This window comes from Azospirillum sp. (assembly GCF_050789165.1).
Map to the genome: position 1 here is coordinate 50,023 of NZ_JBOZRT010000028.1, position 15,862 is coordinate 65,884.

The following is a 15,862-nucleotide window of genomic DNA, read 5'->3' on the forward strand; positions in this document are numbered from 1 at the left end:
GCAAAGCGCCTCCGGTATTCACTTCGGGGCGTTGAGGGAGCCATCGACGAGGGCGAGTTCCCTGGCGCGCATGCCGACGATCATGCGCCGCTCGTAGAAGTCGATCCCGTAGATGTAGTACATCTGAAGGTAGGTCCCGACCGACTGCACGTAGCCGACGTCGCCGGCGTGGATCAGCACCTCGCCGGTCGGGCGGCCGGGGTAGGTGCCGTCGTTGCGCACGTCGCGCAGCGCCACGACCTTGTCGCCCAGCTCGAACTCCGGGGGCTCGATCAGCTCGACCACGTCGTCGTGGCAGCGGCGGGAGGAGGCGCGCAGCGCGGTCATGGTCATGGCTCACCTGTCTCGGTGGGGATGGCGGAGGCTGCCACGGCGGCGAGGCGTTCGAGGGCGACGGTGCGCACCTCGTCCACCGGGTCGTGGGTCAGCGGCTCCAGGTCGTCGGGAGCGATGCGGCTGGCGACGGCGTAGCGCACGCACCAGTCGGGGTCGCGCGCCAGGGCGGCCAGCTTCTCGGGGGGCAGGCGCTGGGCGACGGCGATGCGCACGCGGGCGCTGTCGTCCCAGGCCATGCTCATCAGCCAGTCGAGGCCGACGCGGCGCGCCACCTCCAGCCGCACCTCGGAATCCTCGTCGTGCATCATGGCCGGCAGCATGCCCTCCGGCACGCGGCGGGCGACGCGCAGGCGCACGCCGTAGTCGGGGTCGCGCATCATCGGGGCGAGGTCGGCCTCCTCCAGCCGCGAGGCGGCGGCGATGCGCACCTCGCGGTCGGAGTCGCCGCGCATCCGCAGCAGCAGCCGGCGCGGCAGGCGGCGGGCGACGCTGGTGCGCACCGTTTCGTCGAGATCGTCCATCAGCCGGGTGATCAGGAAGATCGGCGCCACCCGCGCCGCGATGGCGCGCACCTCGAAGTAGGGGTGGTCGAGGAATTCCGCCGCGCGGTCGTGGTTCCACTCGAAGAAGCGCTGGATGCGCTTGGCGTAGCGGTCCCGGATGCAGGCGCGCAACGGTTCGCAGCGCCCCTGGGACAGCAGATCGGCGTGCGGGCAGGCGGCGCAGTCCACCGGGCGGCCGAGCCAGTCGACGGCGTCGTCGATGTCGTCGCTCATTCCTCGTCCTCCTCCAGCCGGCCGATGCGGCCGACGAGGTCGAGCAGGCGGCCAGCGGCCATGCGGTCGGCGCTGTCGAGATCGCGCACCTTGCCGAGGGACTCGCGCGCCTCCTCGAAGCGGCGCAGGCGCAGTTGCAGGTAGCCGACGGCGGTCAACGCGAAGAGGAAGAGGCGGGGCGGCGGCTCCAGCGAGCCGAAGTCGGCGTGCGCCGGCGTCACGTCGCGCCAGTCCGGCGTGTTCAGGCCGAGGCCGGCCAGCGCGTGGACGACCATGCGCTGGGCGTACTCCAGCGCCTCGGCCAGATTGGCCTTGTAGAAGTGAAACTTGTAGAAGCCGAGATCGACCAAGCGGTGGCCGGGGGCGACGAGCGCCGCGTGGGCGAGGAACCCTTCGGCCGTCGCGGTGTCGGCGAAGTGCGCGGCCGCCAGGTGCAGGCAGCGTTCCGCCTCCGCGGGCAGGTCGCCGCCGTAGTATCGGCGCGACAGCCAAGTGTCATCCAGCTCCGCCAGCATGGACGTCCCCGGGTCGGGGGTGATGGGGTCCTCCGGCCCTCCCGCGGGTGCGGGAGGGCGCGGGGGCAGGGGATCAGGCCGGGACGCAGCAGTCGGCCGGGCAGACCGAGGCGCACTGCGGGCTGCCGAACTGGCCCTGGCACTCGGTGCACGTGGCCGCGTCGATCACGTAGGCGCCCTTCTTGAAGCTGATGGCGTTGTTGGGGCACTCGGCCTCGCAGGCGCCGCAGGCGGTGCATTCGGCACCCTTGATCTTGTAGGCCATGGTCGGGGTCTCCTCTCGTGTGGTCGTGGTGCGGGTGAGGGTGGTCAGGCCCGTCGGGCGAGCGGCTCGGCCGGGCGGAGGACGGCGTCGCGGCCGGTACGGGTTTGCACCGCACCTTGCGCCGCGCGCTCGGCGTGCGCCTTGAAGTAGGTCAACGCCGACTCCTCGATGTAGTCGAAGGCGAAGGCGTCCACCGGCTCGATGCCGGCCTTCAGCAGCTTCTCCTTGGGGCAGGCGCCGATCTTGGCGACGAACACCGCGGTGCAGTCGCCGATGGCGTCGAGCACCATCTCCAGCGCGTCCTCGTCGCCGGAGCCGCCCTCGCAGTAGGTATCGACGCGGCGGTGGCCGACGAACATGGCGCCGGAGGTGCCGACCTCGTAGATCTGGAATTCGGTGGCGTGGCCGAAGTGCTCGTTGATTCGCTCGCCGCTCTTGGTGGCGACGGCGATGAGGATCGGCGCCACGCCGGCGGCGACGCTCTCCGCCACCTCCTCGCGGGCGGCGGCCTTGGAGGCGTGGCGCTCGGCGCGCTCGGCCTCGACGTGCTCGCGGTACAGGCGGCGGGCGTCGTCGTCGGTGTTGACGGCGATGGCCTCGACCTTGTCGGCGGTGAACTCGGCGCCGCGGTCCTCGCCCAGCAGGCCGACCGCGTCGGCGCGGCACTGGCGGCAGTGGCGCATCAGCTTCAGGTCGCCCTCGCACTGGTCCTGCAACGCCTTCAGCTCCTGCGCGGTCGGGCCGCGCTGGCCGGTCAGGCCGAAGTGGGTGCCGTGCGCCGGGTCGGAGATCAGCGGCATGATGTTGTGCAGGAAGGCGCCGCGCTCACGCACCGCCTTGTTGACCTCGACGAGGTGCTGGTCGTTGACGCCGGGGATCATCACCGAGTTGACCTTCACCAGGATGCCGGCCGAGGTCAGCGCCTCCAGGCCCATCATCTGGCGCTCGTGCAGGATCGTCGCGGCGTCGCGGCCGGTCCAGCGCCTGTGGTCGAAGAAGATCCAGGGGTAGATGCGCTCGCCGACGTCCGGATCGACCATGTTGATGGTGATCGTCACGTGGTCGATGTTCATGCCCTTGATGCGCTCGACGTGGTCGGGCAGCGCCAGGCCGTTGGTGGACAGGCAGAGCTTGATGTCCGGCGCCGACTTGGCGATCAGGTCGAAGGTGCGGAAGGTGTTCGTGCCGTTGGCGGCCAAGCTGTCGCCCGGGCCGGCGATGCCGACGACGGAGAGCTGCGGCACCTCCTGTGCCACCGCCAGCACCTTTTTGGCGGCCTGCTCGGGCGTGAGCTTCTCGGACACCACGCCGGGGCGACTCTCGTTCGAGCAGTCGTATTTGCGGTTGCAGTAGTTGCACTGGATGTTGCAGGCCGGTGCCACGGCGACGTGCATGCGGGCGAAGTAGTGGTGCGCCTCCTCGCTGTAGCAGGGATGGTTCTTCACCTTCTCCCAGACGTCGGCGGGCAGGTCGCTCGGCCCCGACGACGAGCCGCAGGACGACGACGCACACCCGGCCGCCTTCGCGGCGGACTTCAGCTCGCCCACGCCCAGGATGCCGTCCAGCGAAACCACGTTGCTCATGACCAGCTCCTCGTTCCTGCGGTCCGTGTCGGACGCAGTGGGAAAAGCAAGGAGTGGGCCAGATTGGAACGTCGTGAAAATTCAGCGGGTTGCTGGATTTTGACGCGTGTCGGCTATGCGACAAAGCGGCGATGTTGTCGGGGTTGCGACACGGGTGTCAGGCCGTCGCCAGCGTCCGCAGCGCCGCACGCGCGAGATCCAGCACCGGGTCGTGCGGCTGGCCCTGGCGCTGGATGATGGCGAGGCGGATGACCAGGGGCGGGTCCAGCGGCCGGGTTTCCAGGCGGCCGGCGCTGTCGGCGACGAGGTCGGGCATCATGATGGAGGCTCCCAGCCCGGCCTCCACCATGGAGCGGATGGCAGTGAAGCTGCCGAGTTCCATGATCGGCTTCGGCCGGACGCCGCCGGCCTCGAACCACGCCGTGGTGGACAGCGCCACCCGGCTGCGCCGTTCGTCGAGGATGAGCGGGAACCGGGCGACGTCCTGCGGCGTGACCGCGTCGGGAAGCGGCGTGCCCGCCGGAAAGACGGCGAGGGCGGAGTCCTGGCGCAGCAGCTCGACGTCCAGCCCGCGGTCGTCCACCGGAAGGGTGACCACCGCCAGATCGAAGTCGTTGGCCAGCAGGCGGCGTGCGATGTCCTCCGCGGTGCCGACGGCGACGGTGACCTCCAGGTCCGGGCGGGTGGCGCGCAGGCGCTTCAACACCACCGGCAGCAGATAGGTGGCGAACGACAGGCCCGCCCCCAGCCGCACCCGGCCGAGCGCGCCGTCGCGGTGGCGGCGCATCGCCTCCAGCGCGGCGTCGATCTCCGCGGCGATGCGGCGGGCGTGCACCACCAGCGTCTCCCCAGCCGCCGTTGGCGCGGTGCGGCGGCCGAGGCGTTCCAGCAGCGGCACGCCGGTGCGCGCCTCCAGTTCGCGGATCTGCAGGCTGATCGCCGGCTGCGTCAGGTTGAGCCGCCGCGCCGCCGCCGACAGGCTGCCGGTTTCGACCACCGCCAGGAAGGTGCGGAGCTGGTCCGGGTTGAGGCTGCGCATGGCGTGAACCAGAAGAATTTCTTTGAGAATATCAAAGAAGTCCAAATTTGCCTTATGGGCTACGGCTTGGCAACCTTCCCCTCGACAGACAGGAGGAGGCCATGACGAGCACCCGTTCGTTTTCCAAGGCAAGCGCCCCGGTCACCCCCGTGTGGATCGCGGCGGCGGTCGCCACCCTGAAGGCCTGGGCCGGGCGTCGGCGGCAGCGCCGCGCCCTGGCGATGCTCGACGAGCGGCTGCTCAAGGACGTTGGGTTGAGCGCCGAGGACGCGGCGGAGGAAAGCCGGAAGCCGTTCTGGCGCTGACTACGCCAGCTCGCAGCGGAACGCCGCGACGTGGTCCTGGCCGTCGTGCTCCGGCTCGGCGCCGAAGCCGATGAGGCCGGCGCCGACCAGCTTGGTGGAATCGCGTTTCAGCGCGACGGGCAGCGAGTCGCCGCTGCGGACGAAGGTGCCATTGGTCGAGTGGTCGGTGAGGATGAAGCTCTCGCGGCTGAAGTCGATCACCGCGTGCTGGCGCGAGGTGCGGCGCGACAGGATGCGCAGCGCGCTGCTCTCCTCGCGACCGATGCGCAGGCGGCCCTGCTCGGCGTCCACCGTGAAGACGGCGCCCTTGTAGGCGAGGTGCAGGGTCAGCCGGCTCTGCGCCGACAGCTCGGGCAGCGAGGAGGCCGCCACCGTCATGTTGTCGGTCGGCTCGTCCGCCACCTCGGCGAGGCAGAGCTGGTGGATGCGCAGCGGCGCCGACTTGCCCTTGACCGAGATGTTGTTGAGCGGCTTGGTGCGCCGCTTCAGGCCCTCGGAGACCAGCAGCACGAAGTCCTCGGTGGCGAGGATCTCGCTGGGCTTGGCCAGCGCCTCGACGCGGGCGCAGACGTTGCAGGCGTCGCCGTAGAGGTCCTCGGTGCGCTGCACCACCGGGCCGAAGTGCAGGCCGACGCGCAGTTGCAGGCGGAAGGCCGCTTGGCTCTCCACCATGGTGATGGCGGCCCAGCCGGCCTCCTCGGCGGTGGGGAAGGCGCCGAGCAGGCCGTCGCCGAGCATCTTGATGACCTGCCCGCGCTTGCCCTCGATCACCATGCGCAGGTGGCGCAGCATCTTCTGCGTCAGCGCGGCGGCCTCGACGTTGCCCATCCGCTCGTAGAGCTGCGTGGAATCCGCGATGTCCACGAACAGGATGGCGAGGGGAGTTTCCATGCAGGGGCGCCGGTCGGCCTCGGGTGGCATGCCTGGACGCTGAATAGCATGGAACGAGGCCGCCGGCCCAGGGGGAATGGCGGGTGGACGGCGGCGGTTACGCCGGCTGCCACGCCTTCAGCATGCCCTCCAGTTGCTCCTTCATGGCGAGCCGGCGGCGCTTCAGCGCCACGAAGTGCTCGTCGGTGATCGGCAGGCCGTCCTCCTCGGCCGTCAGGATCTCCCTGTCGAGGGCGGCGTACTCGCCCTCCAGCGTGCGGAAGTTCTCGTTGGCGGCGCGGATCGACGCCAGCTTGCCGCGATATTCGGGGAATTCGCCTTCCAGGTCGTGACGTTGCAGCATGGCACAGTCTCCTTCGTTCGGACCTTGGACGGTACGAGCGTAAGAGCCTCGCGGAGCCGAACGCAATCGCACGGAGGTGGACATACCGTCGCAGGGCGGTGCCTAGAAGCGCTTGATCTCGATGTCGTACTTGCGCAGGGCGTAGCTTACCTGCCGGGTCGTCATGCCGAGCAGGCGGGCCGCCTTGGCCTGCACCCAGCCGGTGCGCTCCATCGCCCACAGCAGGCGGTCGCGCAACGAGCCTGACTCCGGCTCCTCCGCCAGGGCGTCGGCGGCCTCGCCGGGGGGCGGCATGGGCACGTTCGCGGGTGCGGCGTGCGCGGACGGGGCGCTGAGGCAGGCGGCGCAGCCGGACGGTGCGTTGGAGGGCAGGATCGGCGGCAGCGCCGGCGCGGCCGCCGACACCGTCTTCGCCGGGGGCGGTGCGGGCGGCGGGGCGGCGCTGTGCGCGGCGTGCACCGCGGTGGCCGGGGCGAGGCCGCCGACCGCCGAGCCCATGGTGCTGTACTGGAACAGGATCGACGAGTTGCACAGGTTCATGGCGCACGACAGGTCGACGGCGCGGATGATGCCGTCGCGACTCTGCGTCGCCGCGCGCTCGATGCAGTTCTCCAGTTCGCGCACGTTGCCGGGCCACGGGCAGCGGTTCAGCACGTCCTGCGCCTCGTTCGCCAGCGCCAGGGTCAGCCCGTTGTCCTTGTTGAACTTGGCGACGAAGTGCTTGGCCAGCGCGCCGATGTCGTCGCGCCGCTCGCGCAGCGGCGGCAGGAAGATGCTGACCACGTTGATGCGGAAGTAGAGGTCGGCGCGGAACTTGCCCTTGCCGACCGCCTCCTCGAGGTTGAGGTTGGTGGCGCAGATCAGGCGCACGTCGGTGCGGATGGTGCGCGATCCGCCGACCCGCTCGAACTCCTGCTCCTGCAGCACGCGCAGCAGCTTGGCCTGGAAGTTGGGCGAGATGTCGCCGATCTCGTCGAGGAACAGCGTGCCGCCGGAGGCCAGCTCGAAGCGGCCCTTGTGGTCCTTCTGGGCGCCAGTGAAGGCGCCCTTCTCGTGGCCGAACAGCTCGGATTCCAGCAGCGTCTCGGGCAGGGCCGCGCAGTTCACGCGGATGAACGGGTTGTCCTTGCGCGGGCTGAGGTTGTGGATGGCACGGGCGATCAGCTCCTTGCCGGTGCCGCTCTCGCCGCGGATCAGCACGGTGGATTTAAAGGGCGCCACGCGGTGCACCTGCGCCAGCACGTCGGTCATCGCCGGGCTGGTGCACACCACGTCGGCGATCGGGGGTGCCGCGCGCAGCTCCTTCTGCACGCGGAAGGTCTCGCGCATCATGAAGCGGCGCTCCTCGGCCACCGTGCGGTGCAGCCGCACCGTCTGGCCGATCAGGTTCGCCACCATGGTCAGGAACCGCACGTCGGTGCCGAAATGCGTGGTCGGGCCATCGTCGCTGATGCGGTCGATGGTCAGCACGCCGATGACGCTGCCGGCCGCCTTGATCGGCACGCCGACCAGGGAGGCCACCTGCTCTTCCAGATCCTCGCGCCCGCCGGTGCGGTTGAGGAACAGCGGCTCGTCGGCCAGGTTCGGCACCACCGCCGGCATGGCGGTCTTGAGGATGCGGCCGATGATGCCCTCGCCCTCGCGGAACTCGGCCTGGCCGGCCTGTTCGTTGGACAGGCCGTTGGCGGCGACCAGCCGCATGACCGCGTCCTCGCCCAGCAGGTAGATCCGGCCGCGGTGCATCTGGAGCTGGTAGGAGAGCAGCCGCAGCACCTCGCGCAGGGTCTGCTGCAGGTCCAGGGACGAGCCCAGGATCTTGCTCACCTCGTAGATCGCCAGCAGTTCCAGGTTCGACGCGGCGTGCCGTGCGGACATGGTCGGCATCCTTTTACTACCCGCTACCCGTTTCGGCCTATGCAAGCACGGTGCCGCGGTGAGTGCCCGCAACGTTTCTGCGACTTTTGCCATCGTTCCGGGTGGCGGGCGTACGGCGTTGCCCGCCCACGCGCCGTTCTGCCGCCTTCGTGTGCACCAGGAGATAACCATGCGCCGGGTCTGGCGGTCGGGCGGCGGGTGTGATAAATAACTGACTGGTCAGTTATCAAGTGAGGCCGCCATGGCCGATGACCCGCTTCCCGGACCCGGGACCCCGCCGCGCTGGCGCCGCCGCAAGGAGGCCCGCCCGCAGGAGATCGTCGCCGCCGCGCTGGACGTCTTCACCGAACGCGGCTTCGCCGCGACGAGGCTGGAAGAGATCGCGGCGCGCGCCGGCATCAGCAAGGGCACGCTGTACCTGTACTTCCCGAACAAGGAGGAGCTGTTCAAGGCGGTGGTCCGCTCGGCCATCGTGCCGAACCTGGAGATGGCGGAGCACCTGCTGCACGACTTCCCCGGCTCCTCCATGGAAATCCTGGCGCGGCTGCTGGAGGGCATCGGCGGACGGATCATGGCCTCGAAGGTCGGCGGCATCCCCAAGCTGATGATCGCCGAGGCCGGCAACTTCCCCGACCTCGCCCGCTTCTACCTGGACGAGGTGATCAACCGCGGCTTCCGCGTCGTCGGCGCGGTGATCGAGCGCGGCGTCGCCCGCGGCGAGTTCCGCCCGGTGAACGTCGCCCACACGGTGCGGCTGGTGATCGCGCCGATGCTGATGATCGCCGTCTGGCGCTCCTCCTTCGAACCGGTGGAGGGCAGGCCGCTGGACGTCCGCGGCCTGCTTGCCGAGCACCTCGACCATCTGCGCCGGGCCTTGCAGCCGGACGGCCCGCCCAGGGGAGACGAAGCATGAGCTGGATCGCCGAGACGCTGGCGGCGCTGGCCGTCGCCCTGGGGCTGGCCTCGGCGTCGGCCGGGCACCGGGTGCAGGGCTACGTGGAGGGCGAGTACCTGCGCGTCGCCGCTCCCGCCGCGGCGACGCTGGAGACGCTGGCGGTGGCGCGCGGGCACGTGGTGACGGCCGGCGCGCCGCTGTTCGCGCTCGACCGCACGGCGGCGCTGGCCGAGCGGGCGCGGCTGGCGGCAGCGGTGGCGCAGGCGCGCTCGCAGCTGGCCGACCTGCTGCTTGGCCGGCGGCCCGAGGAACTGGCGGTGGTCGAGGCGCAGAAGAATCAGGCCGAAGCCAGCCTGCGCTACACCGAATCCGAGATGAAACGGCAGGAGGAGCTGGTGCGCGCCCGCGTCAGCTCGCCGGAGAAGCTGGAGTCGGCGCGCAGCGCCTACGAGCGCGACCGGGCGCGTCTGGCCGAGCTGACCGCGCAGCTTGCCGTCAGCCGCCTGCCGGCCCGGCCCGACCAGATCCAGGCGGCGCAGGGCGCCGTCGCCATGGCCGAGGCGGCGCTGGCGCAGCAGGAGCGGCGGCTGGCGGAGATGGCGCCTGCGGCGCCGGCCGACGCGCTGGTGGACGACACGCTGTACAATCCGGGGGAATGGGTGCCGGCCGGCTCGCCGGTGGTGTCGCTGCTGCCGCCGGGACGGGTGAAGGTGATCGCCTTCGTGCCGGAGCCGCTGATGGCGCGGGTGAAGCCCGGCGACCGGGTGGGGCTGCGCTGCGACGGCTGCCCGGCGGGGTTGGCGGCGCGGGTGACCTTCGTGGCGTCGCGCGCCGAGTACACGCCGCCGGTGATCTACAGCATCGGCAGCCGCGAGAAGCTGGTCTTCCGCATCGAGGCGAAGCCGGAGGAAGGGGTGGGGCTCAATCCGGGCCTGCCGGTGGACGTGGAGGTGGGGCGATGAGCGACGCGGGCTCCCTCGCCATCGACGTCCGCGGCCTCGTCAAGCGCTTCGGCGCCAAGACGGTGGTGGACGATTTCTCGATCCAGGTGGCGCGCGGCGAGATCTACGGCTTCCTCGGCCCCAACGGCTCCGGCAAGACGACGACCATCCGCATGCTGTGCGGCCTGCTCACCCCCGACGCCGGGGAGGGCACCTGCCTCGGCCTCGACATCCGGACGCAGAGCGCCGCCATCAAGCGGCAGGTCGGCTACATGACCCAGAAGTTCAGCTTCTGGGAGGACCTCAGCATCGCCGAGAATTTGGACTTCGTCGCCCGCATGTACGGCATGCCGGACCGCAAGCGCCGCGTCGCCGAGGCGCTCGACCGCCTGGGCCTGACCAACCGGAAGGGGCAGCTGGCCGGCGAGCTGTCGGGCGGCTGGAAGCAGCGCGTGGCGCTGGCCGCCTGCATCCTGCACGATCCGAAGCTGCTGCTGCTCGACGAGCCCACCGCCGGCGTCGATCCCAAGGCTAGGCGCGAGTTCTGGGACGAGATCCACGACCTGGCGCACGCCGGCCTGACCGTGCTGGTCAGCACCCACTACATGGACGAGGCCGAGCGCTGCCACCGCATCGCTTACATCGCCTACGGCAAGCTGATGACCCGCGGCACGGTGGAGGAGGTGGTCGCCGGTTCGCGCCTGCGCACCTGGGCGGTCTCGGCCCCCGACATCGCCCGCGTGGCGGACGACCTGGAGGGCAGGCCCGGCGTGGAGATGGTGGCGGTCTTCGGCGCCCGCCTGCACGTCAGCGGCAGCGACGAAGCCGCGGTGCGGGCGGCGCTGGATCCCTGGAAGCGCACGCCCGGCGTGCAGGTCGCGGCGGTGGAGCCGACGCTGGAGGACGTCTTCATCCACCTGATGAACCAGAGCACGGACAACTTTCGCTAGGCGAGGGGCCGATGATGGGGCGCTTTTCCTTCCGCCGCTTCGTCGCGGTGATGGTGAAGGAGTTCATCCAGATGCGGCGGGACCGGCTGACCTTCGCCATGATGGTCGCCATCCCGATCATGCAGCTGATCCTGTTCGGCTTCGCCATCAACTCCGACCCGAAGCGCCTGCCGGCCGCGGTGCTGGCCGCCGACGAGAGCCCCTTCGCCCGCACGCTGGTCGCCGCCATGGCCAACTCCGGCTACTTCGCCATGACCCGCGCCGTCCGGTCCGAGGCCGAACTGGACGAGCTGCTGTCCGAGGGCCGCGTGCAGTTCGCCGTCACCATCCCCGCCGGCTTCGGGCGCGACCTGCAGCGCGGCACCCGCCCAGTGCTGCTGGTGGAAGCCGACGCCACCGACCCGGCCGCTACCTCCAACGCGCTGGGTGCCCTCACCCAGATCGCCCGCAGCGCGCTCGACCGCGACCTCAGCGGGCCGCTGGCCGGCCTGCGCGCCACCCCCGATCCCGTCGAGCTGCGCATCCACCGCCGCTACAACCCGGAGGGCATCACCCAGTACAACGTGGTGCCCGGGCTGATGGGGACGATCCTCACCATGACCATGGTGATGATGACGGCGCTGGCCGTCACGCGCGAGCGCGAGCGCGGCACCATGGAGAACCTGCTGGCCATGCCGGTCCGCCCGTTCGAGGTGATGCTGGGCAAGATCCTGCCCTACATCGGCGTCGGCTACGTGCAGGTGGTGATCATCGTGGCGGCGGCGCGGCTGCTGTTCGGCGTGCCCGTCGTCGGCAGCCTGGCGCTGCTGTCGGTGGTGATGATCCTGTTCATTGCCGCCAACCTGGCGGTCGGCTTCACCTTCTCGACGGTGGCGAAGAACCAGCTGCAGGCGATGCAGATGTCGTTCTTCTTCTTCCTGCCGTCGATGCTGCTGTCCGGCTTCATGTTCCCGTTCCGCGGCATGCCGGAGTGGGCGCAGGCCATCGGCGAGGTGCTGCCGCTGACGCACTTCCTGCGCATCGTCCGCGGCATCCTGCTGAAGGGCAACGGCCTGTCCGACATCCTGGGCGAGCTGGGGCCGCTGACCGCTTTCCTGGTGGTGGTCACGGTGATCGCGCTGAAGCGCTACCGCCAGACGCTGGATTGAGCCCGTGACAAATGCGCCCGCCGGGGGTGTCCTCCATCTTTCATTAAGGAACGTTAAGTTTAAATCCGCCCATCGCGTTCGGCGGGGGATAAGCGATGCGGCGGATGCTCGGCGGGGTGCTTGTGGTGGTGTGCGCGCTGGCCCTCGCCGCGGGAGACGCCGATGCGAAGCAGCGCCGTTCCGACCACCCGATCAAGGTCTCCGCGTCCAAGGCGAAAGCGAAAAAAGCCAAGATCCGCCCCACCGGGCCGGCCGGCTACACGCCCATCGCCTGGAGCCGCACCGGCGGCCCGGCGCAGGGGGTGGCGCAGGCCATCGGCGGCTACGCAGCGGGATGCCTGTCGGGTGGCGTGGCGCTGCCGGGGGAGGGCACCGGGTACCAGGTGATCCGCCTGTCGCGGCAGCGCAACTACGGCCACCCGGCGCTGGTGGAGTTCCTCAAGGGTTTCGGCCAGAAGGTGGCGGTTGCCGGACTGGGCACCGCGCTGATCGGCGACATGTCGCAGGCGCGCGGCGGGCCGATGAGTTTCGGCCACGCTAGCCACCAGATCGGTCTGGACGCCGACGTCTGGCTGCGCCTCGACCTGCCGCCCATGGGCCGCGCCGCGCGCGAGCACCTGGAGGAGATCAAGTACGTCGATTACGACATCCGCCGCGTCACCGAGGACTGGTCGGCGAAGCAGGCGGAGCTGATCCGAATCGCCGCCAGCGACCCGCGCGTGTCGCGCATCTTCGTCAGCCCGACCATCAAGCGAGAGTTGTGCGCCAAGGAGTGGAAGAGCCGGGACTGGCTGGGCAAGCTGCGCCCCTGGCACGGCCACGACGGCCACATGCACGTCCGGCTGAGCTGTCCGCCGGGCAGCCCGCAGTGCGAGGAGCAGCGCGAGCGGCCGGACGGCGACGGCTGCGGCGACGACCTGCAGGGCTGGCTGCGCCGTGCGGTGCCGGTGACCGAGACCCCGCCGGAGCGGGCGCGCCCGCGCAACCCGCACCTGCCGCCGGCCTGCCACGCGGTGCTGCGCTCGGGCGGAACCCACATCGCCTCCGCCCCTGCAACGAAGGTTGGTGCGACAACTATTGATTAGCCTTGAGCGGGGGCGTTACGGTAACGTCAGCATCGTATCGTACTCACCCCTGACCAAGCGCGCCGGAGCGCGCCGTGCGATGACCGACAAGCCCGAGTCCGGCGACGCTCCGCCCCTCAACCTGAAGACCCGCCTGTACGCGTGGTGGGAAGGCTACGACCTTGCCGGGCTGAAGCGGCGCAAGGGTGAGGACGCGGCCGGGTCCGCTCCCGCTTCGGCGGCCAAGTCGGCCGGCAAGCCGCCGGAGGCCGGACAGAACCGCTGGGGCAAGCCGCTGTGGTCGGCCACCCGGATCGAGGTGGCGGAACGGCTGTGGGGCAAGGGCTTCAGCACGCCGGGCGGGACCGAGCACATCTCCTATCTGGTCAAGCCGATGGGCCTCAACCCGGCGATGAGCGCGCTCGACCTCTCGGCCGGGCTGGGCGGCGCCAGCCGCACCATGGCGCAGCAGTTCGGCTGCTGGGTGACCGGACTGGAGGCCTCGCCGCTGCTCGCCAAGGCGGGGATGGAGCGCTCGCACATGGCCGGGCTCGACAAGCGCGCCCCCATCGAGGGCTACGATCCCGAGTGCTTCAGCTTCCCCAAGCGCGTCGACGGCATCGTCTACAAGGAGGGCCTGTTCACCGTCCGCGACAAGGACCAGATGTTCGACGGCATCGAGGCGGCGCTGAAGCCGCGCGGCCACCTGCTGATCACCGACTACATCCTCGGCCCCAAGCCGAATCGCGCGATGGTCGCCGCCTGGGCCGAACACGAGCCGCAGGAGCCCAACCTCTGGTCGCTGGAGCAGATGCAGAACGCCTTCGCCCAGCGCAACCTCGACCTGCGCATCGCCGAGGACATCACCGATACCCATCGCCACCTGATCCTCACCGCGCTGCAGGGCTTCACCCAGGTGCTGGAGCAGTACTCCCTGGCGCACGAGACCAAAGTGGCGGTGATGGACGAGATCGAACTGTGGGCGCGCCGCGTGTCGGCGCTGGACAACGGGCTGCGCTGCTACCGGTTCTACGCGCTGAAGCCGGCGGAATAGGGGAGTCTCCGGCGGGTGCCATCGGGCGTTGACAGGCCCGATCCACCGCACTATGTTCCGCGCCCTACGAACACGCCGCTGATCTCAAGCACCAGGAATTCGTATCATGAAGATCGTGAACTCGCTCAAGTCGATGAAGACGCGCCACAAGGCTTGCCGCGTGATTCGCCGCAAGGGCCGCGTCTACGTCATCAACAAGCAGAACCCGCGCTTCAAGGCCCGTCAGGGCTGATACCGCCGGCCGGCTCGTCCGGCCGCGCTGCAGCAGAGCGTGTTCAGGCCGCGCCGGTGTTTCCGGCGCGGCTTTGCTTTTGCCTGAATCCTTTCCTTGCCCGGTCGCTTTTGCCGGTGTTACCACTTGATGAAACAAGTGGGAGGAGAGGGCTGGCATGAAGATGCCCACCCCGGACGCGGGAATCATTTCCCGCCGCCGCGAGATCGTCGAGCGCCTGCGCGCCATCGTGCCCGGCGAAGGCGTGATCGTCGATGAGGACGAGCTGCGCGCCTACGAGTGCGACGGCCTCACCGCCTACCGCCAGCCACCGCTCGTCGTCGTGCTGCCCAGCACCACCCAACAGGTCTCCCAGGTGCTCAAGGCCTGCAAGGAGATGGGCGTCAAGGTCGTGCCGCGCGGGGCGGGGACCTCGCTGTCGGGCGGAGCGCTGCCGCTGGCCGACGGAATCCTGCTCGGCATGGGCAAGTTCAACAAGATCCTGGAGATCGACTACGACAACCGCTGCGTCGTGACGCAGCCGGGCGTGACCAACCTCGGCATCTCCAACGCGGTGGCGCACAAGGGCTTCTATTACGCGCCCGACCCGTCCAGCCAGATCGCCTGCACCATCGGCGGCAACATCGCCGAGAACTCCGGCGGCGTGCACTGCCTGAAGTACGGGCTGACCACCAACAACGTGCTGGGCGTCGAGATGGTGCTGATGGACGGCACCATCCTGCGCCTCGGTGGCAGGCACCTGGAGGCCGGCGGCTACGACCTCATGGGGATCGTCACCGGCTCCGAGGGGCTGCTAGGCGTGGTCACCGAGGTGACGGTGCGCATCCTGAAGAAGCCGGCCACCGCGCGCGCCGTGCTGCTGGGCTTCCCGACCAACGAGCAGGCCGGAGACTGCGTGGCGGCCATCATCGCCGCCGGCATCATCCCCGGCGGCATGGAGATGATGGACAAGCCGGCCATCCACGCCGCCGAGGACTTCGTCCACGCCAACTACCCCCTCGACGTCGAGGCGCTGCTGATCGTCGAGCTGGACGGCCCGCCGGCCGAGGTGGACTACCTGATCGGCACGGTCGAGGCGATCGCCAAGGACAAGGGCGCGGTCTACGCCCGCGTCTCCAACAGCGAGGAGGAGCGGCTGGTGTTCTGGGCCGGCCGCAAGGCCGCCTTCCCGGCGGTCGGCCGGATCAGCCCCGACTATTACTGCATGGACGGGACGATCCCGCGCAAGAAGCTGCCGCTGGTGCTGCAGCGCATGCGCGAGCTGTCGGAGAAGCACGGGCTGCGAGTCGCCAACGTCTTCCACGCCGGCGACGGCAACCTGCACCCGCTGATCCTCTACGACGCCAACAATCCCGGCGAGCTGGAGCGCGCGGAGGAGTTCGGCAACGACATCCTGAAGCTCTGCGTCGATGTCGGCGGCGTGCTGACCGGCGAGCACGGGGTGGGCGTCGAGAAGCGCGACCTGATGACCCACCAGTTCGCCGAGGCCGACCTGAAGCAGCAGCAGCGCCTGAAATGCGCCTTCGACCCGGACGGCCTGCTCAATCCTGGCAAGGTCTTCCCCGAACTGCACCGCTGCGCCGAGCTGGGCCGCCTGCACATCTCCGGCGGCAAGCTGCCGTTCCCCGACATCCCGAGGTTCTGAGGCCG

18 protein-coding genes are annotated in these 15,862 nt (G+C 70.0%); 9 read left to right on the plus strand and 9 right to left on the minus strand.

Annotation, left to right across the window (positions count from 1 at the left end; all coding sequences use genetic code 11):
• Positions 1-18 precede the first annotated feature (18 nt).
• The 6 genes from ACRWK7_RS05260 to ACRWK7_RS05285 all read right to left on the minus strand — a co-directional run bounded on the left by ACRWK7_RS05260 (position 19) and on the right by ACRWK7_RS05285 (position 4,514).
• On the minus strand, positions 19-333 hold the full coding sequence (locus tag ACRWK7_RS05260; protein WP_431855146.1) for a nitrogen fixation protein NifZ: 315 nt from the start codon (positions 331-333) through the stop codon (positions 19-21).
• Positions 330-1,112, minus strand: coding sequence for a 4Fe4S-binding leucine-rich repeat protein (locus tag ACRWK7_RS05265; RefSeq protein WP_431855147.1), 783 nt, complete (start codon positions 1,110-1,112; stop codon positions 330-332). Before ACRWK7_RS05265 ends, ACRWK7_RS05260 begins: the two co-directional genes overlap by 4 nt.
• Positions 1,109-1,627, minus strand: a complete 519-nt coding sequence (locus tag ACRWK7_RS05270) for a hypothetical protein (protein WP_431855148.1) — start codon at positions 1,625-1,627, stop codon at positions 1,109-1,111. Before ACRWK7_RS05270 ends, ACRWK7_RS05265 begins: the two co-directional genes overlap by 4 nt.
• A 73-nt stretch (positions 1,628-1,700) precedes the next feature.
• Positions 1,701-1,892: a 4Fe-4S dicluster domain-containing protein gene (locus ACRWK7_RS05275; protein ID WP_431855149.1), complete on the minus strand. Its 192-nt coding sequence runs from the start codon at positions 1,890-1,892 to the stop codon at positions 1,701-1,703.
• A 44-nt stretch (positions 1,893-1,936) separates the two neighbouring features.
• Positions 1,937-3,475, minus strand: a complete 1,539-nt coding sequence (nifB, locus tag ACRWK7_RS05280; protein WP_431855150.1) for a nitrogenase cofactor biosynthesis protein NifB — start codon at positions 3,473-3,475, stop codon at positions 1,937-1,939.
• 157 nt (positions 3,476-3,632) lie between these two features.
• Entirely contained in the window at positions 3,633-4,514 is an 882-nt protein-coding gene (locus tag ACRWK7_RS05285) for a LysR family transcriptional regulator (RefSeq protein ID WP_431855151.1), read from the minus strand.
• Between the two features lie 101 nt (positions 4,515-4,615).
• Here ACRWK7_RS05285 and ACRWK7_RS05290 point away from each other — a divergent pair, with 101 nt between their 5' ends.
• Positions 4,616-4,819: a DUF1127 domain-containing protein gene (locus tag ACRWK7_RS05290; RefSeq protein WP_431855152.1), complete on the plus strand. Its 204-nt coding sequence runs from the start codon at positions 4,616-4,618 to the stop codon at positions 4,817-4,819.
• Here ACRWK7_RS05290 and ACRWK7_RS05295 read toward each other — a convergent pair whose 3' ends face one another.
• The 3 genes from ACRWK7_RS05295 to nifA form a co-directional block, all read right to left on the minus strand.
• On the minus strand, positions 4,820-5,710 hold the full coding sequence (locus tag ACRWK7_RS05295) for an adenylate/guanylate cyclase domain-containing protein (RefSeq protein WP_431855153.1): 891 nt from the start codon (positions 5,708-5,710) through the stop codon (positions 4,820-4,822).
• 97 nt (positions 5,711-5,807) lie between these two features.
• Positions 5,808-6,053, minus strand: coding sequence for a YdcH family protein (locus ACRWK7_RS05300; protein ID WP_431855154.1), 246 nt, complete (start codon positions 6,051-6,053; stop codon positions 5,808-5,810).
• Positions 6,054-6,155: 102 nt separating this feature from the next.
• Entirely contained in the window at positions 6,156-7,937 is a 1,782-nt protein-coding gene (nifA, locus tag ACRWK7_RS05305; RefSeq protein WP_431855155.1) for a nif-specific transcriptional activator NifA, read from the minus strand.
• Positions 7,938-8,169: 232 nt separating this feature from the next.
• On the opposite strand from nifA, the gene ACRWK7_RS05310 reads away from it, so the two are divergent.
• The 8 genes from ACRWK7_RS05310 to ACRWK7_RS05345 all read left to right on the plus strand — a co-directional run bounded on the left by ACRWK7_RS05310 (position 8,170) and on the right by ACRWK7_RS05345 (position 15,857).
• On the plus strand, positions 8,170-8,841 hold the full coding sequence (locus ACRWK7_RS05310) for a TetR/AcrR family transcriptional regulator (protein WP_431855156.1): 672 nt from the start codon (positions 8,170-8,172) through the stop codon (positions 8,839-8,841).
• A complete protein-coding gene (locus ACRWK7_RS05315; RefSeq protein WP_431855157.1) occupies positions 8,838-9,785 on the plus strand; it encodes an HlyD family secretion protein in 948 nt (315 codons plus the stop codon). The genes ACRWK7_RS05310 and ACRWK7_RS05315 overlap by 4 nt, the downstream gene beginning before the upstream one ends.
• Positions 9,782-10,714, plus strand: a complete 933-nt coding sequence (locus ACRWK7_RS05320) for an ABC transporter ATP-binding protein (protein ID WP_431855158.1) — start codon at positions 9,782-9,784, stop codon at positions 10,712-10,714. The genes ACRWK7_RS05315 and ACRWK7_RS05320 overlap by 4 nt, the downstream gene beginning before the upstream one ends.
• A gap of 14 nt (positions 10,715-10,728) precedes the next feature.
• The gene (locus tag ACRWK7_RS05325; protein ID WP_431855190.1) at positions 10,729-11,862 is read left to right on the plus strand and encodes an ABC transporter permease; all 1,134 of its coding nucleotides are present in this window, start codon (positions 10,729-10,731) and stop codon (positions 11,860-11,862) included.
• Between the two features lie 95 nt (positions 11,863-11,957).
• Entirely contained in the window at positions 11,958-12,947 is a 990-nt protein-coding gene (mepA, locus tag ACRWK7_RS05330; RefSeq protein ID WP_431855159.1) for a penicillin-insensitive murein endopeptidase, read from the plus strand.
• Between the two features lie 79 nt (positions 12,948-13,026).
• The gene (locus ACRWK7_RS05335; protein ID WP_431855161.1) at positions 13,027-13,980 is read left to right on the plus strand and encodes a methyltransferase domain-containing protein; all 954 of its coding nucleotides are present in this window, start codon (positions 13,027-13,029) and stop codon (positions 13,978-13,980) included.
• Positions 13,981-14,086: 106 nt separating this feature from the next.
• Positions 14,087-14,212 carry a type B 50S ribosomal protein L36 gene (gene ykgO / locus ACRWK7_RS05340; RefSeq protein WP_012973122.1) on the plus strand — a complete coding sequence of 42 codons (126 nt, stop codon included), beginning with the start codon at positions 14,087-14,089 and terminating at the stop codon, positions 14,210-14,212.
• A gap of 157 nt (positions 14,213-14,369) precedes the next feature.
• Positions 14,370-15,857 (plus strand): FAD-linked oxidase C-terminal domain-containing protein, encoded by a 1,488-nt coding sequence (locus ACRWK7_RS05345; RefSeq protein ID WP_431855162.1) that lies wholly within the window; start codon positions 14,370-14,372, stop codon positions 15,855-15,857.
• The last annotated feature ends 5 nt before the right edge of the window (positions 15,858-15,862 follow it).